The following is a 25,390-nucleotide window of genomic DNA, read 5'->3' on the forward strand; positions in this document are numbered from 1 at the left end:
TCTCCGATAGAGAAGTTCGAGCAGGACGGACGGTCAGACGCGTTCGACGATCGTGGCGATGCCCATGCCGCCGCCCACGCAGAGCGTGGCGAGGCCGTAGCGCTTGTCCTGGCGCTCGAGCTCGTCGATCAGGGTGCCGAGGATCATCGCGCCGGTCGCGCCGAGCGGGTGGCCCAGCGCGATCGCGCCGCCGTTGACGTTGACCTTGTCGAGGCTGATGCCCATGTCCTTGACGAAGCGCAGCACGACGCCGGCGAAGGCCTCGTTGATCTCGACCAGGTCGATGTCGTCCATGGTCAGCCCGGCCTTGGCGAGGACCTTGCGGGTGGCCGGGGCCGGACCGGTGAGCATGATCGTCGGCTCGGAGCCGGAGACGGCGGCGGCCACGATCCGGGCGCGCGGGGTCAGCCCGTACCGCTCGCCGACCTCCTTGGAGCCGATGGCGACGAGGGAGGCGCCGTCGACGATGCCGGAGGAGTTGCCGGCGTGGTGGACGTGGTCGATCTTCTCCACCCAGTGGTACTTCTGCAGCGCGACGGCGTCGAAACCGCCGAGGTCGCCGATGTCCGCGAAGGACGGCTTGAGCTTGGCGAGCGAGTCCGCGGTGGTGCCGGGGCGCATGAACTCGTCGTGGTCGAGGACGACCAGGCCGTTGCGGTCGGTCACGGGCACGACGGAGCGGTCGAAGCGGCCGTCCTTCCAGGCCGCGGCGGCGCGCTCCTGGGACAGGGCGGCGTACTCGTCGACGTCGCGCCGGGAGAAGCCCTCGATGGTGGCGATCAGGTCGGCGCCGATGCCCTGCGGGACGAAGTTGGTGTCGAAGTTGGTCATCGGGTCGGCGAACCAGGCGCCGCCGTCGGAGGCCATCGGCACGCGGGACATCGACTCCACGCCGCCGGCCAGGACCAGGTCCTCCCAGCCGGAGCGGACCTTCATCGCGGCCATGTTGACGGCCTCGAGGCCGGAGGCGCAGAAGCGGTTCTCCTGGACGCCGGCGACGGTGTCCGGCAGGCCCGCGGCGATGGCCGCGATGCGGGCGATGTCGGAGCCCTGGTCGCCGACCGGGCCGACGACGCCGAGGACGATGTCGTCGATGGCGGCCGGGTCGAGGTCCGGGAAGCGGCCCTGGATCTCGTGGATGAGGCCGACGACCAGGTCGATCGGCTTGGTGCCGTGCAGGGAGCCGTTGGCCTTGCCGCGGCCGCGCGGGGTGCGGATCGCGTCGTACACGTACGCTTCGGTGCTCACGGGACGCCTTTCGGGAGGCTTCAGAGGGTGGATGAGGAGGTCGTTGCGAAGGCGGGGGCAGCGGTCAGCCGAGCAGGGAGCGGCCGATGATCTCCTTCATGATCTCGGTCGTGCCGCCGTAGATGGTCTGGATACGTCCGTCCGTGTAGGCCCGGGCGACCGGGTACTCGGACATGTACCCGTATCCGCCGTGCAGCTGGAGGCAGCGGTCCGCGACCCGCTTCTGCAGCTCGGTGGCCCACCACTTGGCCATCGAGGCGTGCACGTGGTCGAGCTCGCCGTTCGAGTGGTCGACGATGCAGCGGTCGAGGAAGCTGCGGGTGACGGCGCACTCGGTGGCCATCTCCGCGATCTCGAAGCGGATGTGCTGGAGCCGGGAGAGCGGCCGGCCGAAGGCCTCGCGCTCCTTCACGTACGTCGTGGTGATCTCCAAGAGGTGCTCGGCGGCGGCGATGCCGGCGACCGCGATGGCCATCCGCTCCTGCGCGAGGTTGGTCATCAGGTGGATGAACGCGCCGTCGAGCTCGCCGAGCAGGTTCTCCTTGGGGACGCGGACGTCGTTGAAGAAGAGCTCGGCGGTGTCCTGGGACTTCTGTCCGATCTTGTCGAGGTTGCGGCCGCGCTCGAAGCCCTCCGTGCCCCGCTCCACGACGAGGAGCGAAAGGCCGTGCGCGCCGCCTTCCGGGGTGGTCTTCGCGACGACGATCACCAGGTCGGCGAGGATGCCGTTGGAGATGAAGGTCTTCGAGCCGTTGAGCACCCAGTGGTCGCCGCGGTCCTCGGCGCTGGTGCGGATGCCCTGGAGGTCGGAGCCGGCGCCGGGCTCGGTCATGGCGATGGCGGTGATCGTCTCGCCGCTGCAGAAGCCGGGCAGCCAGCGGGCCTTCTGCTCGTCGGTGGCGAGCGAGGTCAGGTACGGGCCGATGATGTCGTTGTGCAGGCCGATCGCGAGGCCGGGCGCGCCGGCCCGGGTGAACTCCTCGGCGAGGACGGCGCTGTACCGGAAGTCGGTGTTGCCGCCGCCTCCGTACTCCTCGTCGACGGCGAGGCCGAGCAGGCCCTGCCGGCCGGCGGCCCGCCACACCTCGCGCGAGACGATGCCGTCCTTCTCCCACTGCTCGTAGTGCGGCAGGACCTCCTTGGCGAGGAAGGTGCGGACGGACTCGCGGAACGCCTCGTGGTCGGCGGTGAAGATCTGACGCTTCATGCGGTGGACTCCTGGGGAGCTGCGGGGTCGACGAGGGAGGGCGTGTTCCAGTCGCGGGCGACGGCGGCGGTGTCCGCGCCGGGCATCGCGGGGCCGCTGCGCACGGTGGCGGGGGTGGCGGAGAAGCGGGGGGCGGGCGCGGGCTGGGTGAGGCCGCCGTGCTCGACGAAGGTGCCGCGGGCGGCGAGATGCGGGTGGGCGGGGGCCTCACGCAAGGACAGGACGGGGGCGACGCAGGCGTCGGTGCCCTCGAAGACGACGGTCCACTCGTCGCGGGTACGGGTACGGAAGCGGGCGGCGATCGCGTCCTTCAGCTCGCCCCAGCGGGCCAGGTCCTTGCGGGCGGAGGCGGCCTCCTCGATGCCGAGCAGACGGCCGAACTCCTCGTAGAACTGCTGCTCCAGGGCCCCGACGGCCATGTAGCCGCCGTCGGCGGTCTCGTACGTGCCGTAGAAGGGGCAGCCGCCGTCCAGCAGGTTGACCCCGCGGCGGTCCTGCCAGCCGCCGGCCGCCAGCATGCCGTGGATCATGGCGGTGAGGTGGGAGGTGCCGTCGACGATCGCGGCGTCGACGACCTGGCCGGCGCCGTGGGTACGGGCGTGCTGGAGCGCGGCCAGGACGCCGATCACCAGGTACAGCGAGCCGCCGGCGTAGTCGCCGACGAGGTTGGCGGGCACGGTCGGCGGGCCGTCCGGGTCGGGGCCGATCATGCCGAGGGCGCCGGTGAGGGCGATGTAGCCGATGTCGTGGCCGGCGGTCCGGGCGAGCGGGCCGTCCTGGCCCCAGCCGGTCATCCGGCCGTAGACGAGCCGCGGGTTGCGGGCGAGGCACTCCTCGGGGCCGACGCCGAGCCGCTCGGCGACGCCGGGGCGGTAGCCCTCGACGAGGATGTCGGCGCGCTCGACGAGGTCGAGCACGGTCGCGGGTCCGTCGGCGGACTTGAGGTCGACGAGGACGGAGCGCTTGTTGCGGTTGGTGATGTCGTACGCCGGGTCGATGCCGAGTCCCGCTCCGCCGGGACGGTCGACGCGGACCACGTCGGCGCCGAGGTCGGCCAGGAGCATCGCGGCGAACGGGCCGGGGCCGATGCCCGCCAGCTCGACCACGCGCACTCCGGAGAGCGGTCCGCCGCCGCCGTTCCCTGTCGCTGCCATCCTGCCCCCAGCCTTGTGTGACACAACCGCTGTAACACCGACGATGCTAGGAACGTGTTCCACTCAGCACAAGGGTCTGCGCCGAGCAAGCGCTCAGAAATCCGCTCCACCGGAAGCCCCTACGGGCGCAACCTGCTGGATGCGGGACCACCCCGACGACTACCGGTGACCGACCAGTAGGCTCCGCCTCCTATCAACCGCGCGGGGCGGGTCGCAGGGGAAGGCGAGGGCGAGGCCGGATGGAGACACAGGACGGCACGACGGTGGAGCGCGGCGGGCGGGCGTACGACGTGGTGCTCTTCGGGGCGACCGGGTTCGTCGGCGAACTCACCGCGGAATACCTGGCCGCCCACGCGCCCGACGACTGCCGCTGGGCGCTCGCCGGACGCAACCGCGGCAAGCTGGAGGCGGTGCGCGACCGGCTCGCCGCCCGGTGGCCGCGCTGCGCCGACCTGCCGCTGCTGCAGGCCGACGCCGAGGACACCGGCTCGCTGCACGAACTCGCCGCGGCCACGCGGGTGCTGGCCACCACGGTCGGCCCGTACGTCTGGTACGGCGACGGCCTGGTGGCCGCCTGCGCGGAGGCGGGCACGGACTACCTGGACCTGACCGGCGAGGCGGAGTTCGTCGACCGGACCTACGTGCTGCACGACGCGCGGGCCCGCGAGACGGGGGCGCGGATCGTGCACGCCTGCGGCTTCGACTCGGTACCGCACGACCTGGGCGCGTACTTCACGGTCCAGCAGCTGCCCGAGGGCGTGCCGCTGACCGTCGACGGCTTCGTCCGCGCGGGCGCGATCTTCTCCGGTGGCACCTTCGCGTCCGCGCTCACCGCGTTCGGCCGCGGCCGGGAGATCCTGCGGGCGGCGCACGAGCGGCGGCTGCACGAACCGCGGCTGGTGGCCCGACGCGCACGAGCACCGCTCGGCGCGCCGCGGTTCAGCACCGAGACCGGCACCTGGGCGCTGCCGCTGCCGACGCTGGACCCGCAGGTCGTCGCGCGCTCGGCCGCGGCGCTCGACCGGTACGGCCCGGACTTCCGCTACCGCCACTACGCCTCGGTCCGTACGCTGCCGATGGCGCTGGGCGGCACGGCCGCCATCGGCGTGGGCGTGGGCGCGGCCCAACTCCCTGCGGTGCGCCGCTGGCTGATGAGCCGTTACGAGCCGGGGCAGGGCCCGAGCGCCGAGCGCCGGGCGCGCAGCTGGTTCACCGTGCGGTTCGTCGGCGAGGGCGGCGGACGCCGTGTCTTCACCGAGGTCTCCGGCGGGGACCCGGGCTACGACGAGACGGCCAAGATGCTCGCCGAGTCGGCCCTCTGCCTCGCGTTCGACCCGCTCCCGAAGACCGCGGGCCAGGTCACCACGGCGGTCGCGATGGGCGACGCCCTGATCGCCCGACTGCGCGCGGCGGGCATCCGCTTCCGGGTGGCCGACGCGCGCTGAGCCACCGCCCGTCGGTCGGGGTGGAGCTCCTCGGCCCGGTCAGCTCCGGTGCCGGACCAGGCAGAACGGGTGGCCGGCCGGGTCGGCGTAGACGCGCCAGGAGCGGGTGCCGCCGCCGGCGTCGAGGAGGGTCGCGCCGAGCGCGAGCACCTCGGCGTGGGCGGCGTCCAGGTCCGTGACGTCCACGTCGAGGTGGGACTGCTGCGGGCGGGCCGGGTCGCCCCAGACCGGCGGCCGGTGGTCGGCCACCCGCTGGAACGCCAGGACCGGGCCGGCGTCCGGGTGCAGCGTGGACCAGGCGTCGCCGAGGGCCCAGCGGGGATCCGGGCGGTCGACCTCGCCGCCGAGCAACCCCCGATAGAAAAGGGCCAGTTCACGCACATCGGCGCAGTCGAGGACGAGACACTGCAGGGAGCCGATCACACGGCCCTCCGTTCCGGTCACGGGGTCACAGGGCGAGCGCCCAGGCGCCCACGATGTAGATCATCGCCGACAGCCAGCACACGGCGAGCACCGCCGCCACGGCGAGGGCGGACATCATGGCGCGCTCGCTGCGGCGCAGGGCGGTCGGGGCGCTGGGGAGGGCGGCCGCGGTCGGCAGAACCCGGGTCGGAGTCGTCATGGCGCCCAGCCTGCCGTCCCCCACTGACAACGGCATCCGTACGGGTACTCAGGTCCGGGTGAGTGCTTCCTTCAGAGCCGCCCGGCACAGGGCGTCCGCGCGCCGGGTCGTCTCGGGGATCCGGTAGCGCGGGCTGAGCAGCAGCGTGTGCGCGCACGCCGTCTCCAGGCCGACCCGGTGCCCGGCGGAGACGAAGACCGGCTTGACCCCGTCTCGGGTGCGCAGCGCCCGCCCCACCATCTCGCGGCCCTCCGCGTCGTCGGCGACCAGCGGGCTGAAGTCGCCCCGCTGCGGGCCGGGTTGCTCGTACGTGAAGGTGAACGGGTTCTTGGCGACGCCGATCGACGGCAGTCCGGTCAGCACCCCGAGATGGCTGGCCAGGCCGAAGCGGCGCGGGTGGGCGCGACCGTACCCGTCGCAGACCAGCAGTCCGGGCTCGGCGGCCAGCGACTCCAGCGCGCCCAGCACGGTGGGGATCTCGCGGAAGGCCAGCAGCCCCGGCACGTACGGGAACGCCACCCGGCCGACCGCCGTGGCCTCCTCGACGACCTCCAGGGTCCCCGCGTCCAGCACGACCGCCGCCGCCGCGACGAGGTCGCGTTCGTCGTCGTAGGCGACGTCGAGCCCGGTGACATGGCCGGTCCCGGGCGGCGGCCCGGAGTCGTCCGGGTCCACCCGTCCGCGGAGTTCGTCCTGGAGGGCGCGGGCGGCGGCCTCGTCCGCGGGCCAGTCCGCGGGTGTGTCGGTGATCCTCATGATGATCGCCACCCTACGGCGGTCCGTTCCCCGGACACCCCCCGTTTCCGCAGGCCGGCCCGGGTAGCCTGCGTGCCATGTTCGTTCTGGAATTGACCTACACCGCCGACGTCGAGCAGGTCGACGCGCTCATGGCCCCGCACATCGAGTGGCTGGACGCGCAGTACGCGGCCGGGGTCTTCATCGCCTCCGGCCGGAAGAACCCGCGTGACGGCGGCGTGATCCTGGCCGTCGGGGACGACCGCGCGCAGATCGAGAAGATCGCGGCGGCCGACCCCTTCAGCACCGGCGGGGTGTGCGCGTACCGGATCACGGAGTTCATCGCGACCAAGACGGCGCCCGAGCTGGCCCCGTACCGGCAGCAGCTGCCGTCCTGACCCAGCCGCTCCTGACCCCGTCCGCGGCACGCTTCCCGACCCGGCCCGCTCCTGACCCCGTCCGCGGCCCCCTCAGTCCCCGGCGCGGCTCAGCCGGGCGATCCGGCCCTTCTCGCCGGAGGCCCAGCAGCCGCCGTCGGCCGTGCAGTCGACGGTGTCGTACGAGCCGGTGTCCACGGTCCGCCAGGTACGGCCGCCGTCGATCGTCAGGTCCGTGCCGGTGGGGCCGACGGCCAGCGCGGCCGACCCGCTGTGCGGCAGCCAGGCCACCCCGGAGCGGTACGCGGGCGGCGGGGCTTCGGCCTCCCGCCAGGTCCGGCCGCCGTCGCCGGTGACCGCCGCCGCGCGCGGGGACGCCTGGTCGGGCCGGTAGTCGCCGCCGACCGCGAGGCCGTGCGTGCGGTCGCGGAAGGCGAGCGCGAAGACACCGCGGGCCGGATCGCCGGCCGGGATGCCCGATTCGGCGGCGGTCCACGTCAGGCCGCGGTCCCCGGAGTGCAGGACGCGGGCGGTCGCGCCGCCGCCGGTGGCCAGCCAGACGTCCTTGGGTCCCGCACTCACCAGGCACTGGCCGCTCGCGGCGAACCCGGCCTCGCCGGGCAGCGCGGCCGGCATCCCGGCGTCCGGCAGCACCTCCCAGGACCTTCCGCCGTCGCGGGTGGAGAGGATGCGGTACTTGCCGTCGACCGGGTCGCTCATGGCGAGGCCGTGCCGGGGGTCGAAGAAGGTGACGCAGTCGTAGAAGGCGCGCGGGTCGGTGTTGCGGAAGGACTCGGTCCAGGTCGCGCCGCCGTCCTCGGTACGGAAGATCCGGGACGACTCGCCCTCGCCGATCGCAAGGACCACCGCGCGCCGGGCGTCGAACGCCTCGATGTCGCGGAACTGCAGCTCGGCCGCACCGGGCGGCGACACGTTCCGCCAGCTGCGGCCGCCGTCGGTGGTGCGCAGCACCGTGCCCTTCGAGCCTGCCGCCCAGGCGGTGTCCCGGCTCACCGCGGCGAGGCCCCGGAACCGGGCGTCCGTGCCGGTCTCCGTCAGCTGCCAGCCGGGCCGTCCGCCGGTCTCGCTCCCTCCTGGTTCCCCCGCCTGCGCCGGGGCCGCGAGCACCGCGGCCAGCGCCGCCCCGCTCAGCCCCACCGACATCATTCGTCTCGTCTTCCCCATGGACGTCATGGCGCGGGAAGCTAGTGCACGCAGGAAGCCTCGTCCAGACCGCCTCGTGGGCGGGCGGTGACACAGCTCACGCGGTGCCGGGATGCACGCGCCGGCCGGTTTTCCCGTCCTCCCTCGTGGAGGGGACGTCAGCCGAGCCGTGCGTGAGGAGCAGGCCATGCCCACCGACATCGAGCAGCCAGTGGAGGCCCGGCTCGTCGCGTCCGCACCGCGGATGGAGTCCGTTCCGGCGACGTTGCGGTACGACCGTGCGGACCCGTACGCCGTGAGCATGGCTTTCCCGCCGCCGGCCACCCTGGAGGGTGTCGAGGTGTCCTGGGCGTTCTCGCGGGAGCTGCTGGCCGAGGGGGTGGAGGGGCCGGCGGGGCTCGGGGACGTACGTGTCCGTCCGTTCGGCTACGACCGCACGGTCGTGGAGTTCCACGCGCCGGAAGGCGTGGCGGTGGTGCATGTCCGCACGGCGGAGGTACGCCGCTTCCTGGAGCGGGCGCAGCATCTGGTGCCGGCGGGCCGTGAACATCAGTACCTGGACTGGGAGCGGGATCTCGTCCGGCTCCTGGAGGAATAGCGCGCGGCCGCTACCTGTGCAGTAACGCCCAGGACTTGGAGCCGCCCCCGGGGGTGAGCGCGGGGGCGAGCGGCTCCACGCCGGCGCCCGGCGAATACGTCGGCGACTCGGTGGAGGCGCTGCGCGCGCTGATCTCCGCGGTCAAGGCGGGGGCCGCCGACCACCTGCTGTGAGTAGCCGTGACCGGTTCGTCGGAGCGCGCGCCGAGCGCACCCCCCGGCGTGACCTGCGTCTCCACGCACCGCACCCGAGCAGTGCGCATAACGGAACGTAACCGGACATCGCCGAGGCGGGCTTGGCTGCCGCCTTATGGGGCCTTTAACCTACGGTTTCGTAACCTACGAGTCCGTAGGTAATCCCGTATGCATCACTCCCGTCCCCAGGAGTCCCCGTGACGCTCACCTCTCCCCACCTCGGCAGCTCGGCAGGGTGGACCGACGCCCGGCTGCTGCACGCGCTGGAGGAGGTGGTGGAGCAGGAGCTCAACCGCCACCTGAAGGTCACCAAGGACTGGATGCCGCACGAGTACGTGCCGTGGTCCGACGGCCGGAACTTCCCGGGCTTCTTCGAGGACGGCGAGGCCTGGGACCCGTCCCAGTCCAAGGTCACCGACATCGGCAAGATCGCGCTGGTGGTGAACCTCCTCACCGAGGACAACCTGCCCAGCTACCACCACGAGATCGCCACCCTCTTCGGTCGCGACGGCGCCTGGGGCACCTGGGTGCACCGCTGGACCGCGGAGGAGGGCCGGCACGGCATCGTGATGCGCGACTACCTGCTCGCCTCGCGCGCCGTGGACCCGGACAAGCTGGAGCAGTTCCGGATGTCCCACATGAGCGAGGGCTTCGAGTCCGACAACCGGCACTCGATGCTGCACTCGGTCGCGTACGTCTCCTTCCAGGAGCTGGCCACCCGCATCTCGCACCGCAACACCGGCCACCAGTCCGGCGACCCGGTCTGCGACCGCATGCTGGCGCGCATCGCCGCCGACGAGAACCTGCACATGATCTTCTACCGCAACCTGCTGGCCGCGGCCTTCGAGATCGCCCCGGACCTCACCATGCAGGCCGTGCGGGACGTCGTCGTCAACTTCCGGATGCCCGGACACGGCATGCCCGGCTTCGAGCGGGCCGCCGCGCAGATGGCCATCGGCGAGATCTACAACATGCGCATCCACCACGACGACGTGCTCGCGCCGGTGCTGCGCTTCCTCAAGGTGCTCCAGATCGACGGCCTCGGCCCGGAGGGCCTCAAGGCGCAGGAGGAGCTGGGTCTGTACATGAACGGCCTGGACGCCGAGGCGACGAAGTTCGACGAGAAGCTCGCGGCGCGCAAGGCGCGCATGGCGGCGCGCGCGGCGGGCTGACCGGCCCCCGGCACCCGCTCCGGAGGAACCCGCTCGTCACCCTGAGGTGTGAGCAGGTTTCTCTTGTCCCGGGACGGTCTGCCAGGGTGGTCCGCCATGGAACGTGATCTCCGTGTGGACACCGACCAGTTGGGCCGCTTCTCGCGCGCGCTGCGCGAGTCCCGCACCTCCCTGGCCGCGGCGAGACGGGCCCTGGAGCGGGTACGCGTCGACCAGCTCGGCACCCGAGAACTGGACGAGGCCTGCGACCGCTTCCAGGAACGCTGGAAGCACGGCGCGGACCAGCTCGGCGTCCGGGTCGCGGCCGTCCACGACGGCGTCGCCCTCAGCCGCGAGGGCTACGACCAGCTGAACCGGGCCCTGGCCGACGCGTTCCGGGCGGTGGGCCGGTGAGCGGGACGGCCTACCCGCACCTGGGCTGGGACCCCACCCCGGGCAGCCCCACGGAGATCGCGGCGCTGCGGGCCCGGCTGACGGCCTCCGCGGCCTCGCTCGGTACCGCACACCGCCTCGTCGCCCGGCTGCTGTCGGAGAGCTCGTACTGGACCGGCGAGGCGGCGGACGCGTTCCGCACCGCGCTCGACGGCGAGCTGCCCCGGTACCTGAAGAACGCGCACCGGTCCCTGACCAAGGCCGCGGGGCGGCTCGGCGCCTGGCACGACGACCTGGTGGGCCTCCAGGCCTCGGCCCGCCGGTACGACACCCGGGCCGGCCTGGAGGCGACCGCCGTCCGGAACGCGGAGGCCCGCTGGAACGCGCTCGCCCGCCGACCCGGCCTCCCCGAGGCCGATCTGAAGGCGGCCGCCGACGCGGTCACCAGGGCGCGCACCGCGCTGGCCGGCACCCGGGCCCGCGCCCGCGAACTGGAGGAGAGCCACCGCACCACCGCCGCCCGGATCGCCAAGGAGCTCGACGCGGCCACGGACCGGCTCGCCCCCGCGGAGCCCGGCGCGCTGGACCGGGCCCTCGGCTGGCTGGACGACAACCTCGGCGACGTGCTCGGCGCGACCTCGGCGACGCTCGGCCTGGTCGCACTCTTCGCGGGCCCGCTCGCCGTCCCGCTGCTGCTCGTCGCGGCCGGCGCGAGCGTCGGCGCCCTCGTCCTGCACAGCCGCGACCCGAAGATCCGCGCCGGACTGGCCGCAGGCCCGGGCGACGCCCGCTTCTGGCTCTCGACGGCCACCCTGACCGGCGACGCCGTCGGCACGCTGCCGGGCGTCGGAGCGGTCGCCAAGGGCGCCGCCGGAGCGGCCGCGGCGGCCCGCGAGGGCACGGTGGTCGGCCTGGGCGGCCACGCGGGCCGGTTCGCGAGCGAGACCGGCACCGCCATGCACACGTTCGCCGACGGCGGCACGCCCGTCGCGAACTGGGTGGCCGCGCGCACCGGCCGCCCCGGCGCCGGGACCGCGGTCGACGTCGGCTCCGCGACGACCGGCGTGGCCGCGTCCGGTACGGGCCTGGTGGCCTCGGAGGACGACGAGACCGCCCGTACGGCGGCGACGGCGACCGAGGGTGCGCGGGCCGTCCCGGAACTCGGCAACCACGTGAGGTCGGGGGCCGAGCTCTTCGGCCGGTCCCGCTAGGAGACGGCCACGATGACCACCGCCGCACCGTGCTGGTTCCGGCTCCCGCCGGGCTTCTTCCCCGTCGACCTGGACGCGCTGGACGACTGGGAGGAACGGCTCTCGGCCGCCACCGCGCTGCTCCACGCCGACCCGCCGCCGGCGGCGTTGCGGCACCTGCTGGAGTCACTGCCCGAACGGGGCGTCGCCCACGCGGCGTTCGGGCTGCATTCCGGGGACGACGGCGAGTGGCGCGTCTGCCTGCTCACGCTCTCGGACGTCGAGACGCGGGCCCCCGGCCCCGCCGCGGCGGCCGCCCGCTGCGTGCTGGCCCTGGCCGGCGCCGATGCCGGCCTCGTACAGGAGCGGACGCCGGTGCGCCTGACCTGCGGGACGCCCGCGGCGCTGGTGACATCGCTGCTCCCGGTGCCGGAGGCCGCCGGACGGCCCGCCGTGGCCTCCGGCGCGTTCCAGGCGCGGCTCGCCGTCGCGCGGCCGAGCGGCTCCGGGGTGGTGCTCGTCGAGCTCACCACTCCGGCGACCGAACTGGCCGCGCCGTACACCGACATCCTGCTCGGCGTGGGACAGACGCTTGCCTTCACCGACCCCGACGCGCCACGGACCCCCCGAACCGTGGCGCGTCCGAGCCGTCTGCTCGACCTGATGTGACCGTGTCCGGCCGGGCCGGGGCGCCCCCGTGACGCCCCGCCCCCGCTCAGCCCCGGCCCCGGTCCCGGCGCAGCCGGAGCCGCTCCTTCTCGGAGAGGCCGCCCCAGACGCCGAAGCGTTCGTCGTTGCGCAGGGCGTACTCCAGGCAGGCCAGCCGGCCCTCGCAGGCCCCGCACAGCTGCTTGGCCTCGCGGGTGGAGGACCCGGGGGCCGGGAAGAAGAACTCCGGTCCCGCCTGGGCGCAGAGGGCGTCCTCGCGCCACGTCATGTCGGGCTCGGTCGCGATGGGTTCGATGGTGTCCGTGTGCATGGTGGACACGCTGCCGGGCGGCCATAAACACGCCGTCAACGTTCGATCAACGCGGCGCGCCGCCGGACCCGTCCGGCAACAGGGCCCCGGTGACCGTCGGACGGCCGCATCGGCCGGACGGAGGGTCGATCGGCCGCTGTGGGATCGTCTCCCGCGGCCTCACGCGGGTCTCCGCTGCGGCTTCCAGCCCGGGCGCGGCACCGCGGCCCGCAGCTGCCGGGTGTACGCCTCCCGGGGCGTGGCGAGCAGGTCCCGGGTGGGGCCCTGCTCGACGACGCGACCGCCGCGCATCACCACCGCCGTGTCGCTGATCTGGTGGACGACCGCGAGGTCGTGGGAGATGAACACGTAGCTGATCTCCTGCCGGTCCCGGATGTCGGCGAGCAGGTTGAGGATCTGCGCCTGGATGGACACGTCGAGTGCGGCCACGGCCTCGTCGAGGACGAGGACGCGCGGCTCGACGGCGATCGCCCGGGCGATCGCGACCCGCTGCCGCTGCCCGCCGGAGAGCTGGCGGGGCAGCATGCCCGCGTGCCGTTCCGACAGGCCGACGGCCTCCAGGAGTTCCAGGGCGCGCCGCTTGCGGTCGGCGGGGGTGAGCGGGAAGTGCAGGTCCAGGCTGGTCTCGACGACGTCACCGACGCGCTGGAGCTTGTCCAGGGACGAGTACGGGTCCTGGAAGACGATCTGGATCTCGCGCGCCCGCCGGCGCCGCTCGGCCGAGGAGACCCTGCCCGCGGTGCGCGGGCGCCCGCAGACCGTGAGGGTGCCCGCGGTCGGTATCTCCAGGCCGACGAGCATCCGCGCGAGGGTCGTCTTGCCGGAGCCGGACTCGCCGACGACGGCCAGGGACTCGCCGGGCGCCAGCGTGAACGACACGTCGTCCACGGCGACGGCCTCGCCGAACTCCTTGCGCAGCCCGGTCGCCTCGACGACCGCCGCGTCCGTACTGTCCGTCGTCACCACGTCAGTTCCTCCGCTCGTACGCACGCCACGCGTGTCCCCTCGATGTCCCGCGCCGGGGGCCGGCCGGCCGCGCACGCCGTCTCGGCGTGGGGGCAGCGCGGCGCGAACGCGCAGCCGTCGTCCGCCTCGAACGCCGCCACCGGACGGCCCGGGATCACCGGCAGCCGGTCGGGGCGCTCGTCGATGCTGGGCCGGGAACGCAGCAGGCCCATCGTGTAGGGGTGGCGCGGGCGTTCGGTCAGGGCCTCGGCCGGCTGGGTCTCCACGAGGCGGCCCGCGTACATGACCGCGAGCCGGTCGCAGGCCGCGGCGGCCAGTTCCAGGTCGTGCGTGATCAGCAGCATGGCCATGTCGCGTTCGCGGCGCGCCTCGTCGAGGATCGCCATCACCTCGGACTGGGTGGTGACGTCCAGGGCGGTGGTCGGTTCGTCGGCGAGGATCAGGTCGGGTTCGGCGGCGAGCGCCGAGGCGATCATCACACGTTGCAGCAGGCCGCCGGAGAGTTCGTGCGGGTACTGGCGCATCCGGCGCTCGCCGTCGGGGATCCCGACGTCGGCGAGGAGCCGTACGGCCTTGGCGGCGGCCTTGTGCGGGTCGACGCCCAGGTTCGCGGTCATCGCCTCGGTGAGGAAGTCGCCGACGCTGTGGACGGGATTGATGTGGGCCCGGGGGTCCTGGAAGATCATCGCGATCCGCCGGGTGCGCAGGGCCCGCAGCTCCTTCCGGCTCAGCGCCGTCACCGAGCGTCCGTCGAAGCGGATGTCGCCGGTGGTGGTCGCGCCGGGCGGGGTGAGGCCGATGACGGCGCGGGCGGTCATCGACTTGCCCGAGCCGGACTCGCCGACGAGGCCGACCGCCTCACCGCGGCGGATGGTGAGGTCGACGTGTTCGACGAGGGTGCGCGGGCCGGTCGCGTGCGGCACGCCGAGGCCGAAGCCGTCGAGGGTCAGCAGTTCGGTCACTTCTGGGCCCCCAGTCGGTCGCCGAGTACGTTGACAGCGCACACCACGAGGGCGATCAGGGTGCCGGCGGCAACGGCCTCGACGGCGTTGCCGCGCATGGCGCTGTCCAGCCCGGACTTCACCATCAAACCCCAGTCCGCGGTGGGTGGTTGAACGCCCAGGCCGAGGAAGGAGATCGCCGCCAGGTCGATGACGGCGTAGCCGAGTGCGGAGACCGACTGGGCGATGATCAGCGGCCGCAGGTTGGGCAGCAGGTGCCGGGTGCAGATCGCGAAGCCCGAGCGGCCTTGCACCCAGGCGGCTGCCACGTACGGCAGTTGGCGTTCCCGGAGCGCGGCGCTGCGCAGCACCCGGGCGACGTACGGGGTGTAGGCGACGGTCAGGCCGAGGACGACGGGCAGCAGCCCGGGGCCCATGACGGCGACGGCGATCAGGGCGAAGACGATGCCGGGGACGGCGAACAGCACGTCCAGGGCGCGGGAGATCACCGCGTCGGTCCGACCGCCGTGCCAGGCGGCCGTGATGGCCAGGGCGGTGCCGATGACGGCGGAGATGCCGATGACGAGCACCGGGCCGAGCAGGGTGGTGCGGGCGCCGTGGATCAGACGGGACAGGACGTCGCGACCGAGGGCGTCGCCGCCGAGCCAGTGCTCGGGGGTGACGGCGCCGAGGGCGTTGAACAGGTCGGGCGCGTCGGGGTCGTAGGGGGCCAGGAGGGGTGCCATCAGCGTCACCGCGACGAGCAGTCCGAGCAGGCCGGCCGAGACGCGCGCGAGTGGCGTACTCATCGTGCCATCCGGGGGTCGAGGGCGTGGTAGAGGAGATCGACGATCAGGTTGATCAGGACGAAGGAGGCGACGAGCACGAGGACGACGGCCTGGACGACCGCGAAGTCCCGCTGCATGATCGCCCGGACGAACAGCGAGCCGATGCCGTCGAGGGCGAACACGTTCTCCACGACGACCGCGCCGGCGAGCAGGCCGGCCACGGTCAGGCCGACGACGGTGGTCACCGGTACGGCGGCGTTGCGCAGCACGTGGCGCCGGATGATCCGGGCCGGGCTCAGGCCCCTGCTGTGCGCGGTCTCCACGTGTTCGCGGCCCAGTTCGTCCTGGACGCAGGCCCGGGTGATCCGGGCCAGGTAGGCGGCCGAGCCGGCGGCGAGGGTGACGGCGGGCAGGGTGAGGTGGTGGAGGCGGTCCCCCAGGCCGTCCCCGGCGCCGAACACCGGGAACCAGCCGAGGCCCCGGGCGAAGACGATCACCAGGATCACGCCGATGACGAACGGCGGCGTGGCGAGGAGGAGCGACGAGACGCCGCTGATCAGGGTGTCGGTCCGGCCGCCGCGCAGCGCGCCGACGGTGCCGGCGACGAGGCCGCCGACGATGATCAGGGTCGCCGAGTACACGACCAGGAAGAGGGTGGTGGTGGCGCGGGCCGCGAGCAGGTCGGTCACGTCCTGCCGATAGACCAGGGAGCGGCCCAGGTCGCCGGTGAGCGCGTCGCCGAGCCAGCCCGCGTAGCGCACGAGGAAGGGGTCGTCGAGCCGGTACTGGGACCGGATCGCGGCGATCTGCTCGGGCGTGCCGGTGCGGTTGCCGAGCAGGAACGCCATCGGCCCGCCGGGGACGAGGTACAGCAGCCCGTACACGAGGAACGAGGCGACGAGCAGGACGACGGCCAGGCCGAGCATCCTGCCGGCGAGGAAGCGGGCGGTGCCGGACGTCAGGGACGCCTTGAGGCCGGCGGTCTTCACTTGCCCCCCAGCCCGGAGGCCCACGGGTAGTAGAGGTACGGGAACGACGGGACGGCGCCCGTGATCCGGTCGTTCATGTAGAGGATCACCGGAAGGTTGTTGAGCGGCATCCACGTCACGTCCTCGGCGACCTTCTGCTGGATGCCGGTGACGATCCGGGCCCGCTCGGCGGGGTCGGACGCGGCGCGGGCGCGCTTGATGTCGGCGTCCACTGCGCCGAAGCCGCTGAAGTTGTTGTTGCCGCCGGCCAGGAAGACCGTGTAGGCGTCGAGCGGGTCGGGGACGTTCCCGTACCAGGTGGACAGGAACGCGTCGATGCCCTCACGGGCCTTGGGGTCGTTGTAGAGGTTGCCGTACTGCTCGACCGGGACGACCCGGATGTCGATCTTCAGGCCGAGCTTCTCGCCGGTCGCCTTGATGAGGTTGCCGGTCTGCTCGTGCACGGCGGAACTGCCCTGCACGCCGATGGTGATGGTGCCCTTCGGGGCGTCGGCGAGGAGCTTCTCGGCCTGCTCCAGGTCGGTCCTGCCGGTGGGGAGCTTGTCGTAGGCCGCCTTGAAGGTGTCCTTCTCGTAGCCCCAGTACGCCGGTCCGGCCATGGCGCGCTCCGGGGCGGCCGCCCCCTGGAAGACGGCGGAGCCGAGGGCGGCGCGGTCCAGGGCCATGGACAGGGCGGAGCGGACCTTCGGGTCGCCGTACGGGCCCTCCTTCGTGGCGCCGAGCAGGGCCCAGTAGGCGAGCGAGCGGCCGAGGGTGACCTTGCCGGTCGGCGACTGCTGGAGCTGGCCGAGGGCGGCGGGCGGCAGGTAGAAGTACTGGCCGTCGATCTCACCGGAGCGCAGGGCGTTCACGGCGGTGGTCTCGTCGGCGATGAAGCGGAAGGTGATGCTCTTCGACAGGGCCGCGAGCGAGGGGTTCCAGTAGTGCTCGTTGCGGACGATGGTCAGCGAGTCACCGGAACGCCACTTGTCGAACTTGAACGGGCCGGTGCATATGACGCCCTGCTCGGGGGTGCCGATGTCCTTCCCCGCGCGCGTCGTGTGCGCCTTCTGCGTGACCGCGCCGGCGGCGGTGGCCATGGCCTGGTTGAACAGCGCGTCGGGCTGCTTCAGGGTGACGGTGACCTGGAGCGGGCCGGTGGCCTCGACGGTCTTCACGTGTCGGAAGTAGTCGCCCCACCAGGTGCCCTGCGCGGGGTCGAGATGCCGCTTCAGGCTCGCCGCCACGTCCTCGGCGGTCAGCGGGGTGCCGTCCCAGAAGGTCACCTTGTCGCGGATCGTGTAGACCCAGGTCGTCGGCGTCGGGTTCTCGGCCTTGCTCGCCAGGCCCGGCTCGATCTCGAAGTCCGGGGTGAGCCGCTGCAGGCTCTCGCAGAGGTTCGCGAGGACGGTGTTCTCGGCGTAGTTGAACGAGGTGATGGGGTCGATGCCCTGCGGCTCGTAGGGCAGGTTCCAGGTGATGGAGTCGAGCGGCTTCGTGCCCTTGGGGGTCGCGGTCTTCAGGTCGAGCTGCGCGCCGGCCTTGGGTTCGTTGCCGCTCCCGGAGCTCCCGCCGCAGGCGGAGACGGCCAGGCCGAGGGCGAGGGCGAGGGCAGTGGCGCGGACGAGGCGCCGGCGCGGGGCCCCGGCGGGGCCGCGGTGCTCGTCGCGGGCGATCGTGTTCATCGGGCAACTCCTTCGACGAGTGCGCCGTCGCGGGCGACGACCGCCCCGCCGTGCACGACGAATCGGGGCAGTGGACGGTCGACCACGGCCTGGGCGACGGACTCGGCGTCCACGAGGACGAAGTCGGCCGGATCGCCCGGGCGGAACGCGCAGCGTTCCAGGCCGAGCAGCTCGGCGCCGGCGTCGGCGGCGAGCGTGTAGCAGGCGGCGAGTTCGGCGTCGGTGCGGGCGTCGGTGCGGTACGCGAGGAGGTGGGCCCGGTTGATCATGTCGCCGTCGCCGAACGGCGTCCACGGGTCGCGCACCCCGTCCGACCCGAGCGCGACCCGCACCCCGGCTGCGGTCAGCGGTCCGATCGGGACGACGGGGTCGGCGCCCAGCGCGCAGGTGGTGACCGCCACGCCCGCCTCGCCGAGCAGCGCGGCCGTCTTGTCGAGCGCGGCGGCCGGGGCGTCGGCGAGGCAGAAGGCGTGGCTGACGGTGACCCGGCCGTGCAGGGCGAGCGCCGCGGTGCGGCGGGCGATCTCGGTGATCTGGGCGAGACCGGCCTCTCCTCCGTCGTGCAGGTGGATGTCCAGGGGGACGCCGCGGCGCTCGGCCAGGTCGAACAGCAGGTCCAGCTGCCCGTCCCGGTCGCCGTCGACGCCGACCGGGTCCAGGCCGCCGACGAGGTCCGCGCCCTCGTCGACGGCCTGCTCGAGCAGGGCCGCGGTCCCGGGGGCGGTCAGCACGCCGATCTGGGGGAAGGCCACGATCTGCACGTCGACGAGGCCGGCCCGCGCCTCGGCCGCCTGCCGTACGCCGTGCACGTTCGCCTGCCCGTACTGCGGGGCCACGTCGACGTGGGCGCGCATGGCCCGGGTCCCGCGGGTGACGGCGCGGTCGATCAGTGCGCCGGCGCGGTCGGCGACCGGCGCCATGCCCGCGCGTACGGAGGCGTCGTAGGCGATGAGGTCGCCCAGCGAGGCGGCCGGTTCGCGGCTGAGCCAGCCGCCGCCCCAGGTGGTCTTGTCGGGGTGGATATGCGCGTCCACCGGGGCGGGCAGCGCCAGCAGCCCGGCGCCGTCGACGACGTCGGTCGCCGTGGCGGGCGCCTCGTCGGCGAACCGGCCGTCCATGATGTGCAAATCACGAGGCGGCCCGCCGAGGGGCCGCACTCCTGATATCCGAACATGGGTCATACGAACGTCTCCCTGAGCGGTCGGGCGAGTTGCCGGATAGAGTTATCAGACATCTGATGACTCGAACAGGGGGTGGACCGGATGGAACCGAGGGGAAGCATGAAGAGCATCGGGCGCAAGTCCCTGGTGGACGCGGCGATCACGGAGCTGCGCGAGGAGATCGCCGCGGGGCGCTGGGAGGTCGGCGAGAAGATCCCCTCCGAGAGCCGCCTGGCCGAGGCCCTCGGCGTGAGCCGGCTGTCGGTCCGTGAGGCGGTGCGCGCGCTGGTGCACACCGGACTGCTCACCACCCGCCAGGGCGACGGCACGTACGTCACCGCGACGGACGAGGCGGCGGTCGCCTTCCGCCGGAAGCTGGAGAGCGTCGCCGAACGCGACGTGGAGGAGGTACGGCGCGGCCTCGACCTGGTCGCCGCGCGGATCGCCGCCACCCGCCGCACGGAGCAGGATCTGACGACCCTTCAGAATATCCTGATGCGTCGCCAGGAGGCTTTCGACAACGGTGAGTTGGAGAAGTTCGCCGATGCCGACGTGGAGTTCCACCTGAGCGTCGCGCGCGCCACCCAGAACGAGCTCCTGCACAGCCTCTACGTCACCTTGAGCGAGGCCCTGCGCGAGACCGTCCTGGCCGACCACATGGAGCACTCCACGACCGACGCCCACCACGCGCTGCTGCGGGCGATCGAGGCGGGCGACCCGGCCGCGGCGGACGCGGCGGCACTGACGATCATCGAGGCGTGACGGAGTCCGACAAGCACAGCATTGCTGCGTTCCGGTGGTGTGCGGCGGAACCCGGAACCGGGACCGGGTCCGCCGCGCTCTCCCCTGACATCAACAGCCCGCCCCAGGGAGTGGCCATGACGCACACCACCTTCGACACCGGTTTCGGTCTCGGCAGCCTCGACGCGTTCGCCGGACTGGACGACTACCTGCTCCCGGCGCCCGACGCCCGCGAGCGGCTGCCGTACGTGCTCTCCCCCGCCGACCAGCACCGCGTGGACCTGCACACCGCGCTGACCGCCGCGGGCATCCCGCCCGGCGCCGGGGACACCTCGGCGATCGACGCCCTGTCACTGATGGACGCCACGACGGTGTCCGCGGTCATCCGCTGGGTCAACAGCCGCGCCGGCTGGTGACGCCTCAGCCCGACTGCTCCCCCTCCGGCTCCTTCTTGGCCCGGCTCGGCTGGACCCGCTTGGGCTCGCCCGGCATCTTCGGGTACTCGGGCGGGTACGGCAGATCGCCCAGGCCGTGCTCCGCCTCGTCCTGTCGGGCCAGTTCGAGCAGCGACTCCAGGCTGAAGCGGTGGTCGTCCATGTCCGCGTGGACGTCGCCGACCTCGGCGTACCGTTCCGGCATGGTGCGGATGTCGAAGTCCTGCGGGACGGCGTCGTCGATCTCGTCCCAGCGCAGCGGGGCGGAGACGGGGGCGTGCGGCCGGGGGCGCACCGAATAGGCGGAGGCGATCGTGCGGTCGCGGGCGGTCTGGTTGTAGTCCACGAAGATCCGCTCGCCGCGCTCCTCCTTCCACCACTTGATGGTGACCCGGTCCGGCATCCGGCGCTCCAGCTCCCGGCCGCAGGCGATGGCGGCGCGCCTGACCTGCGTGAAGGTCCAGCGCGGTTCGATCGGCACGAAGACGTGCAGGCCGCGGCCGCCGGAGGTCTTGGGCCAGCCCCGCAGCCCGTTCTCGTCGAGGACGGCGCGCAGTTCGTGGGCGGCGCGCACGGCGTCGGCGTAATCGGTGCCGGGCTGCGGGTCGAGGTCGATGCGCAGCTCGTCCGGGTGGTCGGTGTCGTCGCGCCGCACCGGCCAGGGATGGAACGTCACGGCCCCCAGGTTGGCCGCCCACAGCACGGCGGCCGGCTCGGTGGGGCACATCTCGTCGGCGGACCGGCCGCTGGGGAAGGTGATGTGCGCCGTCGGGATCCACTCCGGCAGGTACTTGGGCGCGCGCTTCTGGAAGAAGGACTCGCCGGTCACCCCGTCGGGGTAGCGCTCCAGCGTGGTGGGGCGGTCGCGCAGCGCCCGAGTGATGCCGTCGCCGACGGCCAGGTAGTAGCGGACCATGTCGAGCTTCGTGTACCCGGGCTCCGGGAAGTAGACCTTGTCCGGGTTGGACACGCGTACGGTCCGCTCCCCGACCTCCAGCTCCACCGCTGCCGCCTTGCCTGCCATGCCCGTCAGCGTAGGGCGGGGCGACAAGCGGCGCATTTCGGGTGTATGGCGGAGAATCGCGGCATGGATCTGCCCGTGATGCCGCCGGTGAAGCCGATGCTGGCGAAGGCCGTGAAGAAGATCCCGCCGGGGATGCAGTACGAGGCGAAGTGACCGCACACATGGCGTGAGCTGGGGAGATAGCCCGACCGCGAGACCCTCAGGGCACTCACAGGGCACACAACGCAACAGCTCCTGCCAGCGCGCAAGAGTCGCCCCCTCAAGCCGGGACGGATCTTGCGCGAGTCGAAAGCTACCGACGAGGTTTGCGACAAAACGCCTGGTCAGGGGCCTATTTGACGGCGTAGCGTGGAACGCAGAACCCGACCGAGAGGGTGATCGAAATGACGCTTCCCGACCTCTCCGCGTCCATCGCTCGAATGGACCAAGACGACCTGGCCGCCCTAGCCGACGTACTGCCCTCCATGAAGTGGCAGTCACCCGAGGGAAGCGAGCAGCGCATGTGGGCGGACACCACCCTGGACCAGATCATTGACGCCCAGGAAGCACGCGAGCGGCCCTAAATAAGGGGGCGGTGACCCCCTTCCGTCCGCACCCTCAGTCGATGAGGTGCTTCAGGAAGTCCGTCACGAACTTCTCGACCTCTTCCTTCGTCGTGCTGTCCTCAACGCACAGACGATCTACGTCCCTGATCCCGGCGTGCTTGAACAATCGGTCCCGGCTGCGGTCGGCAGAGGCTCGCCCTTTGTGATGTGGGCCATCGATCTCGATCACGCCGACACGTGTGCGATAGGTGATCAGGAAGTCCGGCTCAAAGGTGTGCCCAGGGACTCGCAGTGCCCCCAAGGGCATGATCCCGATCGTTTCATTGTGCGGCAGCCTGGCTTGGTACTCCTTGAGCACCTGGTAGACACGCTGCTCCCACTCGTTCGTAAAGTGAAGACCGTCCTCAACAGGGTGTCGAGGCTCCAGGCGGACAGTCCGAGCGTGGTTGGTCTGGTGACCGCCCTTCAGCTCACGAGCCAACTGCTCACGCCAGTTCGGCCCTACCCTCGGGATAACCTCCCGGATGGCGACGTCCTCGATGGTCCGCCCACATCCCAACCCGACTGTCTCGAAAGCCGACTTGATGTGATTCAACTGGTAGCCAGAGTTCAGAACAAGGCGCGGCTCCAGCTCAAGGATGACCTCTTCAAACTCCCGCTCGTAGGAGAAGGACATCGACTCCTCGTGAACGGTGTGTCGCTCGATGCGGAAGCTTGTCACGTCCAGCATCAGAGCGGCTGCATCGCGGTGCCCGCGCTGTGCCAGCAGCACCGACGCAGCGCCGATCACCTCTTCGTCCGAAAGCTCGACACGGGAGCGTACCTCTTCACTCATGGGTGAGATTGTCGCACCACGCACCGACAATCAGGCTTCATCGCGTAGGAGTTGGGCGTGGGTCTACTCGCCGGCCCGGATGGCTTCCGCGATCCGCTCGGCGGCGTCGGCGCGCACCATGCCCAGGTGTACATATGGCTTCCCGCTGTGGGTCACCATCGGGCGCACGCTGCCCCACACTCCTTCCGGCAGCCCCAGTTCGACCAGGGCGGCCCGGATGGCCTCCGCTGCGTCGTTGGCGGCCTTGCGGCCGTCCCGATAGGTCTGCATGTCCATCCCCATCAGTGGCCTCCGGCGGCGTGCTCGCGGACTTTCGCGGCGTGCTTGGCGGCCTGGTCGATGTCCCCGGAACCCTCAGCGGCCTTGAGGCTCCGCCATTCGGCCTGACACGTCGCACAGCCCGGCGCCGGGGCACAGTCCAGCAGCCATGCGTTGAAGCCCACCGGAAGCACTACCGGCGGCTCCTGAGTCGTCTTGTGGCGCATCGCGTCTCCCCGCGAGTTGTGGCAACCGGCCCCGACGGTAGAAAGATGGGACCGGCACCGTCCACGAAGTTGCACGCTGTTGCACGCACCCGTTGAACAGCCTTGACGCCCAGACTGGACGCCGTGAGGCTGCGTGCAACCGACTGCAACCTGGCTCGACTTGAGGAGGGGCCATGGGCCTACGGTTCGTGGGGAAAGACCCGGAGTCCGGAGATCACGGCTGCCCGGCGGTGTGGGTTGACGAGGAGACGAAGGAACTCGTCATTCAAGGTGTGACGGCCGATACCCACACGACTGCCCGGACCGTCCAGGACAGCCCGCTTCCGGCGCACGAGAGCGTGGTACGGCTGCCGCAGCGCATGATTCCGCTGCTGAGGGAGGCACTTGATGGCGCAGAGCCTGAGTAACTTCACCGACCTGATCCGGTCGGTTGAGCGGTCCGCGGTTCATCTGGAGATGCGCGACGTGTACGCCATCCCGAATGAAGACGAACGCTTTGCGGCGTGGCGGCAGGGCCACCGACTCGACCCGGACGACCGCGAGTCCTGGTGGCGTCCATGGCTCGATGTCGTGCAGGAAATCACCGCCAAGGGTGTCCGGTTGCGCCGGGCCCGGATCGTGAGCGAGCCGCCCAGCGAGTACATCCGTTACGAGCACTCGTTCACCTTCACCAACGTCGCGGCGGGCGAGGAGATCCGTTGGCTTCCGCGCCGGTTGTCGTCCGGTCTCGCTCTGCCCGGGAACGACTTCTGGCTCTTCGACGGAAGGCTCGTCCAGTTCAACGTGTTCGACGGGGACGGGCACTGGGTCCACACAGACCAGACCGATGATCAAGCAACCGCCGGCCTCTGCTCCGACGCCTTCGAAGCCGTCTGGGAGCGGGCCATCCCGCACGACAAGTACACCGCCTGAGAAGCAAGTTCATGCCCACATCACCCCTGTCCACCGCCCAGGCTGCCCGCGCGGCCATCGCTGCCCAACTGGACGGGATACGCCGGGACGCGGGGCTCACCGGGCATGAACTGGCCCTGCGGTGCGGGTGGCACAAGTCGAAAGCCTCCCGCATCGCACGGGCGAAGACGGCCCCCTCTGACGACGACATTCGGGCCTGGTGCGAAGCCTGCGGGGTTGCGGATCGGGCAGCCGACCTGATCGCCGCGTCCCGGACCGCTGAGTCCATGTACGTCCACTGGCGGCAGATCCACCGGGACGGGATGCGGCGGGTCCACGAGAAGACCGTCCCCCTGTACGAGCGGACAACCCACTTCCGCGTGTACGCCTCCAACGTCGTACCGGGGATGCTCCAGACCGCCGACTACGCGACAGGGCTCCTGCGGTCCATCACGGCGTTCCAGGGCACCCCCGACGACGTGGCCGACGCCGTACGGGCACGCCTCAACCGGTCCCGCGTCGTTCATGAGGGCAACCACCGGTTCGGGCTGCTGCTCGAAGAGGCCGTTCTCTACTACCAGGTCTGCAACGGGACCGAGTTGGCCGGACAACTCCGGTACCTGCAAGAGGTCATGGCTCGGCCGAACGTGTCCCTGGGGATCATCCCGTTCGGGGCCCGGCGTACCGTCTGGCCGCTGGAAGCGTTCTACGCGTTCGATGACGCCCAGGTGGCAGTTGAAACCCTGACGGCAGAGGTCAACATCACCGCACCCGGCGAAATCCACACCTATCTAAGGGCGTTCACCGAATTGGCCCGGTCCGCTGTTTACGGGGCAGAGGCACGCGACCGCATCGCTACAGCGCTGGCAACCCTATAAGCGGAACTCGACGTGCTGACAGGGCATTGAGGGCGCATCATGTCCCCATGACCGAGAACCGACCGGCAATCACCGTGAAACAGTTCGCTGAACTGTGCCGAATGATCCAAGTAATCAACGATGAGCGCACGCTCAGCTACTATCTAAACGAAAAACAGGGCAGTCCTGAAGAAACGGGACCGAAGAAGGTACACAGGGAATGGGCTATCCACATCCTCGGCCAGCTCGGGATCAGCATCCAGCCCAGTGAGGACGCCAGGGAATTCTTCAAGGCGATGGGGATCAACACATACCCCTAAGCGTCTTTCCGCCGCCTGCACTCCCGGCAGCGACGCCGACCAGCAGGCAGGGAGCCTTTCCCACCCGTGCAGGGCTTCCCGCATCCCGCACAGGGAACGATTCCTGTTTGCCGGGCCGGCATCCCGCTGGCACGGGCATTGGCGTACCAATCGCGGTAGGCCCTGGCACGGCGAGCCCGAACACATTCGGGCTCCCGGCAGTATTTCTGCCTCCTTCTCCCGTCAAAAGGCTTTCGACACTCGGCACATTGCATAATGACACCCTTCTCATGCGGCGAATATGCGACACCGCA

At 71.7% G+C, this 25,390-nt stretch carries 30 protein-coding genes; 13 read left to right on the forward strand and 17 right to left on the reverse strand.

Translation table 11 applies throughout. The features are described from left to right. Positions 1–33: 33 nt before the first annotated feature. From R2D22_RS06360 to R2D22_RS06370, 3 genes are all read right to left on the reverse strand, one after another. Positions 34–1,248, reverse strand: a complete 1,215-nt coding sequence (locus R2D22_RS06360) for an acetyl-CoA C-acetyltransferase (RefSeq protein WP_318101812.1) — start codon at positions 1,246–1,248, stop codon at positions 34–36. Between the two features lie 64 nt (positions 1,249–1,312). After that, positions 1,313–2,455, reverse strand: coding sequence for an acyl-CoA dehydrogenase family protein (locus R2D22_RS06365; RefSeq protein ID WP_318101814.1), 1,143 nt, complete (start codon positions 2,453–2,455; stop codon positions 1,313–1,315). Beyond that, on the reverse strand, positions 2,452–3,609 hold the full coding sequence (locus R2D22_RS06370; protein ID WP_318101815.1) for a CaiB/BaiF CoA transferase family protein: 1,158 nt from the start codon (positions 3,607–3,609) through the stop codon (positions 2,452–2,454). Before R2D22_RS06370 ends, R2D22_RS06365 begins: the two co-directional genes overlap by 4 nt. Before the next feature lie 239 nt (positions 3,610–3,848). Here R2D22_RS06370 and R2D22_RS06375 point away from each other — a divergent pair, with 239 nt between their 5' ends. After that, the gene (locus tag R2D22_RS06375; RefSeq protein WP_318101817.1) at positions 3,849–5,054 is read left to right on the forward strand and encodes a saccharopine dehydrogenase family protein; all 1,206 of its coding nucleotides are present in this window, start codon (positions 3,849–3,851) and stop codon (positions 5,052–5,054) included. Positions 5,055–5,093: 39 nt separating this feature from the next. Here R2D22_RS06375 and R2D22_RS06380 read toward each other — a convergent pair whose 3' ends face one another. Genes R2D22_RS06380 through R2D22_RS06390 form a run of 3 tightly spaced genes read right to left on the reverse strand, consistent with a single transcriptional unit; the run spans position 5,094 to position 6,432 of the window. Then, a complete protein-coding gene (locus tag R2D22_RS06380; RefSeq protein ID WP_318101818.1) occupies positions 5,094–5,477 on the reverse strand; it encodes a VOC family protein in 384 nt (127 codons plus the stop codon). Positions 5,478–5,502: 25 nt separating this feature from the next. Next, positions 5,503–5,676, reverse strand: a complete 174-nt coding sequence (gene mmpA / locus R2D22_RS06385) for a morphogenic membrane protein MmpA (protein WP_318101819.1) — start codon at positions 5,674–5,676, stop codon at positions 5,503–5,505. A 48-nt stretch (positions 5,677–5,724) separates the two neighbouring features. After that, entirely contained in the window at positions 5,725–6,432 is a 708-nt protein-coding gene (locus R2D22_RS06390) for an endonuclease V (RefSeq protein ID WP_318101820.1), read from the reverse strand. A gap of 77 nt (positions 6,433–6,509) precedes the next feature. Between R2D22_RS06390 and R2D22_RS06395 the strand changes: the two genes are divergently transcribed. Beyond that, positions 6,510–6,809, forward strand: a complete 300-nt coding sequence (locus R2D22_RS06395) for a YciI family protein (RefSeq protein WP_318101821.1) — start codon at positions 6,510–6,512, stop codon at positions 6,807–6,809. A 72-nt stretch (positions 6,810–6,881) separates the two neighbouring features. On the opposite strand, the gene R2D22_RS06400 is transcribed toward R2D22_RS06395, so the two are convergent. Beyond that, positions 6,882–7,982 (reverse strand): WD40/YVTN/BNR-like repeat-containing protein, encoded by a 1,101-nt coding sequence (locus R2D22_RS06400; RefSeq protein WP_318101822.1) that lies wholly within the window; start codon positions 7,980–7,982, stop codon positions 6,882–6,884. Between the two features lie 157 nt (positions 7,983–8,139). Between R2D22_RS06400 and ssgD the strand changes: the two genes are divergently transcribed. The 5 genes from ssgD (at position 8,140) to R2D22_RS06425 (ending at position 12,147) form a co-directional block, all read left to right on the forward strand. Next, a complete protein-coding gene (ssgD, locus tag R2D22_RS06405; protein ID WP_318101824.1) occupies positions 8,140–8,550 on the forward strand; it encodes a spore wall synthesis regulator SsgD in 411 nt (136 codons plus the stop codon). Positions 8,551–8,941: 391 nt separating this feature from the next. Next, a complete protein-coding gene (locus R2D22_RS06410; RefSeq protein ID WP_318101825.1) occupies positions 8,942–9,916 on the forward strand; it encodes an acyl-ACP desaturase in 975 nt (324 codons plus the stop codon). A gap of 96 nt (positions 9,917–10,012) precedes the next feature. Further along, positions 10,013–10,309, forward strand: a complete 297-nt coding sequence (locus R2D22_RS06415) for a hypothetical protein (RefSeq protein WP_318101827.1) — start codon at positions 10,013–10,015, stop codon at positions 10,307–10,309. Then, on the forward strand, positions 10,306–11,499 hold the full coding sequence (locus R2D22_RS06420) for a hypothetical protein (protein ID WP_318101828.1): 1,194 nt from the start codon (positions 10,306–10,308) through the stop codon (positions 11,497–11,499). The genes R2D22_RS06415 and R2D22_RS06420 overlap by 4 nt, the downstream gene beginning before the upstream one ends. 12 nt (positions 11,500–11,511) lie before the next feature. Further along, positions 11,512–12,147 (forward strand): hypothetical protein, encoded by a 636-nt coding sequence (locus R2D22_RS06425; protein WP_318101829.1) that lies wholly within the window; start codon positions 11,512–11,514, stop codon positions 12,145–12,147. 46 nt (positions 12,148–12,193) lie between these two features. On the opposite strand, the gene R2D22_RS06430 is transcribed toward R2D22_RS06425, so the two are convergent. From R2D22_RS06430 to R2D22_RS06460, 7 genes are all read right to left on the reverse strand, one after another. After that, positions 12,194–12,457 carry a WhiB family transcriptional regulator gene (locus R2D22_RS06430; RefSeq protein WP_318101830.1) on the reverse strand — a complete coding sequence of 88 codons (264 nt, stop codon included), beginning with the start codon at positions 12,455–12,457 and terminating at the stop codon, positions 12,194–12,196. A 159-nt stretch (positions 12,458–12,616) separates the two neighbouring features. Continuing rightward, positions 12,617–13,420: an ABC transporter ATP-binding protein gene (locus R2D22_RS06435; RefSeq protein ID WP_318101831.1), complete on the reverse strand. Its 804-nt coding sequence runs from the start codon at positions 13,418–13,420 to the stop codon at positions 12,617–12,619. Continuing rightward, positions 13,417–14,385 (reverse strand): ABC transporter ATP-binding protein, encoded by a 969-nt coding sequence (locus tag R2D22_RS06440; RefSeq protein WP_318101832.1) that lies wholly within the window; start codon positions 14,383–14,385, stop codon positions 13,417–13,419. The genes R2D22_RS06435 and R2D22_RS06440 overlap by 4 nt, the downstream gene beginning before the upstream one ends. After that, complete coding sequence (locus R2D22_RS06445; RefSeq protein ID WP_318101834.1) at positions 14,382–15,173, reverse strand: ABC transporter permease; 792 nt, start codon at positions 15,171–15,173, stop codon at positions 14,382–14,384. The genes R2D22_RS06440 and R2D22_RS06445 overlap by 4 nt, the downstream gene beginning before the upstream one ends. Then, complete coding sequence (locus tag R2D22_RS06450) at positions 15,170–16,141, reverse strand: ABC transporter permease (protein ID WP_318101835.1); 972 nt, start codon at positions 16,139–16,141, stop codon at positions 15,170–15,172. The genes R2D22_RS06445 and R2D22_RS06450 overlap by 4 nt, the downstream gene beginning before the upstream one ends. Next, positions 16,138–17,805: an ABC transporter substrate-binding protein gene (locus R2D22_RS06455; protein WP_318101836.1), complete on the reverse strand. Its 1,668-nt coding sequence runs from the start codon at positions 17,803–17,805 to the stop codon at positions 16,138–16,140. The genes R2D22_RS06450 and R2D22_RS06455 overlap by 4 nt, the downstream gene beginning before the upstream one ends. Continuing rightward, complete coding sequence (locus R2D22_RS06460) at positions 17,802–18,986, reverse strand: amidohydrolase (RefSeq protein ID WP_318101837.1); 1,185 nt, start codon at positions 18,984–18,986, stop codon at positions 17,802–17,804. Before R2D22_RS06460 ends, R2D22_RS06455 begins: the two co-directional genes overlap by 4 nt. Before the next feature lie 99 nt (positions 18,987–19,085). Between R2D22_RS06460 and R2D22_RS06465 the strand changes: the two genes are divergently transcribed. Both R2D22_RS06465 and R2D22_RS06470 read left to right on the forward strand, forming a co-directional pair. Next, complete coding sequence (locus R2D22_RS06465) at positions 19,086–19,727, forward strand: FadR/GntR family transcriptional regulator (RefSeq protein ID WP_318101838.1); 642 nt, start codon at positions 19,086–19,088, stop codon at positions 19,725–19,727. Between the two features lie 116 nt (positions 19,728–19,843). Further along, complete coding sequence (locus tag R2D22_RS06470) at positions 19,844–20,122, forward strand: hypothetical protein (RefSeq protein ID WP_318101839.1); 279 nt, start codon at positions 19,844–19,846, stop codon at positions 20,120–20,122. A gap of 4 nt (positions 20,123–20,126) precedes the next feature. Here R2D22_RS06470 and ligD read toward each other — a convergent pair whose 3' ends face one another. Then, positions 20,127–21,164, reverse strand: coding sequence for a non-homologous end-joining DNA ligase (ligD, locus tag R2D22_RS06475; protein WP_318101841.1), 1,038 nt, complete (start codon positions 21,162–21,164; stop codon positions 20,127–20,129). Positions 21,165–21,547: 383 nt separating this feature from the next. Here ligD and R2D22_RS06480 point away from each other — a divergent pair, with 383 nt between their 5' ends. After that, positions 21,548–21,727 (forward strand): hypothetical protein, encoded by a 180-nt coding sequence (locus tag R2D22_RS06480; protein ID WP_318101843.1) that lies wholly within the window; start codon positions 21,548–21,550, stop codon positions 21,725–21,727. A 34-nt stretch (positions 21,728–21,761) separates the two neighbouring features. Here R2D22_RS06480 and R2D22_RS06485 read toward each other — a convergent pair whose 3' ends face one another. Continuing rightward, a complete protein-coding gene (locus R2D22_RS06485) occupies positions 21,762–22,544 on the reverse strand; it encodes a hypothetical protein (RefSeq protein WP_318101845.1) in 783 nt (260 codons plus the stop codon). Between the two features lie 63 nt (positions 22,545–22,607). Then, positions 22,608–22,820, reverse strand: a complete 213-nt coding sequence (locus R2D22_RS06490) for a hypothetical protein (RefSeq protein ID WP_318101846.1) — start codon at positions 22,818–22,820, stop codon at positions 22,608–22,610. 596 nt (positions 22,821–23,416) lie between these two features. On the opposite strand from R2D22_RS06490, the gene R2D22_RS06500 reads away from it, so the two are divergent. The 3 genes from R2D22_RS06500 to R2D22_RS06510 are packed head-to-tail and all read left to right on the forward strand — an operon-like array spanning position 23,417 to position 25,097. Continuing rightward, positions 23,417–23,941 carry a DUF6879 family protein gene (locus R2D22_RS06500; protein ID WP_318101848.1) on the forward strand — a complete coding sequence of 175 codons (525 nt, stop codon included), beginning with the start codon at positions 23,417–23,419 and terminating at the stop codon, positions 23,939–23,941. An 11-nt stretch (positions 23,942–23,952) separates the two neighbouring features. Then, positions 23,953–24,798 (forward strand): helix-turn-helix domain-containing protein, encoded by an 846-nt coding sequence (locus tag R2D22_RS06505; RefSeq protein ID WP_318101849.1) that lies wholly within the window; start codon positions 23,953–23,955, stop codon positions 24,796–24,798. Between the two features lie 47 nt (positions 24,799–24,845). Next, positions 24,846–25,097 (forward strand): hypothetical protein, encoded by a 252-nt coding sequence (locus tag R2D22_RS06510; RefSeq protein ID WP_318101851.1) that lies wholly within the window; start codon positions 24,846–24,848, stop codon positions 25,095–25,097. The last annotated feature ends 293 nt before the right edge of the window (positions 25,098–25,390 follow it).

It is taken from the genome of Streptomyces sp. HUAS YS2 (genome assembly GCF_033343995.1).
Classification (GTDB): domain Bacteria; phylum Actinomycetota; class Actinomycetes; order Streptomycetales; family Streptomycetaceae; genus Streptomyces; species Streptomyces solicathayae.

Coding starts and splice junctions, on each gene's coding strand:
- R2D22_RS06485 (WP_318101845.1), bottom strand. CDS start 22,544: ATGAGTGAAGAGGTACGCTCCCGTGTCGAGCTTTCGGACGAAGAGGTG.
- R2D22_RS06425 (WP_318101829.1), top strand. CDS start 11,512: ATGACCACCGCCGCACCGTGCTGGTTCCGGCTCCCGCCGGGCTTCTTC.
- R2D22_RS06460 (WP_318101837.1), bottom strand. CDS start 18,986: ATGACCCATGTTCGGATATCAGGAGTGCGGCCCCTCGGCGGGCCGCCT.
- R2D22_RS06365 (WP_318101814.1), bottom strand. CDS start 2,455: ATGAAGCGTCAGATCTTCACCGCCGACCACGAGGCGTTCCGCGAGTCC.
- R2D22_RS06455 (WP_318101836.1), bottom strand. CDS start 17,805: ATGAACACGATCGCCCGCGACGAGCACCGCGGCCCCGCCGGGGCCCCG.
- R2D22_RS06510 (WP_318101851.1), top strand. CDS start 24,846: ATGACCGAGAACCGACCGGCAATCACCGTGAAACAGTTCGCTGAACTG.
- ssgD (WP_318101824.1), top strand. CDS start 8,140: ATGCCCACCGACATCGAGCAGCCAGTGGAGGCCCGGCTCGTCGCGTCC.
- ligD (WP_318101841.1), bottom strand. CDS start 21,164: ATGGCAGGCAAGGCGGCAGCGGTGGAGCTGGAGGTCGGGGAGCGGACC.
- R2D22_RS06390 (WP_318101820.1), bottom strand. CDS start 6,432: ATGAGGATCACCGACACACCCGCGGACTGGCCCGCGGACGAGGCCGCC.
- R2D22_RS06430 (WP_318101830.1), bottom strand. CDS start 12,457: ATGCACACGGACACCATCGAACCCATCGCGACCGAGCCCGACATGACG.
- R2D22_RS06400 (WP_318101822.1), bottom strand. CDS start 7,982: ATGACGTCCATGGGGAAGACGAGACGAATGATGTCGGTGGGGCTGAGC.
- R2D22_RS06505 (WP_318101849.1), top strand. CDS start 23,953: ATGCCCACATCACCCCTGTCCACCGCCCAGGCTGCCCGCGCGGCCATC.
- R2D22_RS06395 (WP_318101821.1), top strand. CDS start 6,510: ATGTTCGTTCTGGAATTGACCTACACCGCCGACGTCGAGCAGGTCGAC.
- R2D22_RS06370 (WP_318101815.1), bottom strand. CDS start 3,609: ATGGCAGCGACAGGGAACGGCGGCGGCGGACCGCTCTCCGGAGTGCGC.
- R2D22_RS06500 (WP_318101848.1), top strand. CDS start 23,417: ATGGCGCAGAGCCTGAGTAACTTCACCGACCTGATCCGGTCGGTTGAG.
- R2D22_RS06490 (WP_318101846.1), bottom strand. CDS start 22,820: ATGGACATGCAGACCTATCGGGACGGCCGCAAGGCCGCCAACGACGCA.
- R2D22_RS06415 (WP_318101827.1), top strand. CDS start 10,013: ATGGAACGTGATCTCCGTGTGGACACCGACCAGTTGGGCCGCTTCTCG.
- R2D22_RS06470 (WP_318101839.1), top strand. CDS start 19,844: ATGACGCACACCACCTTCGACACCGGTTTCGGTCTCGGCAGCCTCGAC.
- R2D22_RS06445 (WP_318101834.1), bottom strand. CDS start 15,173: ATGAGTACGCCACTCGCGCGCGTCTCGGCCGGCCTGCTCGGACTGCTC.
- mmpA (WP_318101819.1), bottom strand. CDS start 5,676: ATGACGACTCCGACCCGGGTTCTGCCGACCGCGGCCGCCCTCCCCAGC.
- R2D22_RS06465 (WP_318101838.1), top strand. CDS start 19,086: ATGAAGAGCATCGGGCGCAAGTCCCTGGTGGACGCGGCGATCACGGAG.
- R2D22_RS06375 (WP_318101817.1), top strand. CDS start 3,849: ATGGAGACACAGGACGGCACGACGGTGGAGCGCGGCGGGCGGGCGTAC.
- R2D22_RS06480 (WP_318101843.1), top strand. CDS start 21,548: ATGACGCTTCCCGACCTCTCCGCGTCCATCGCTCGAATGGACCAAGAC.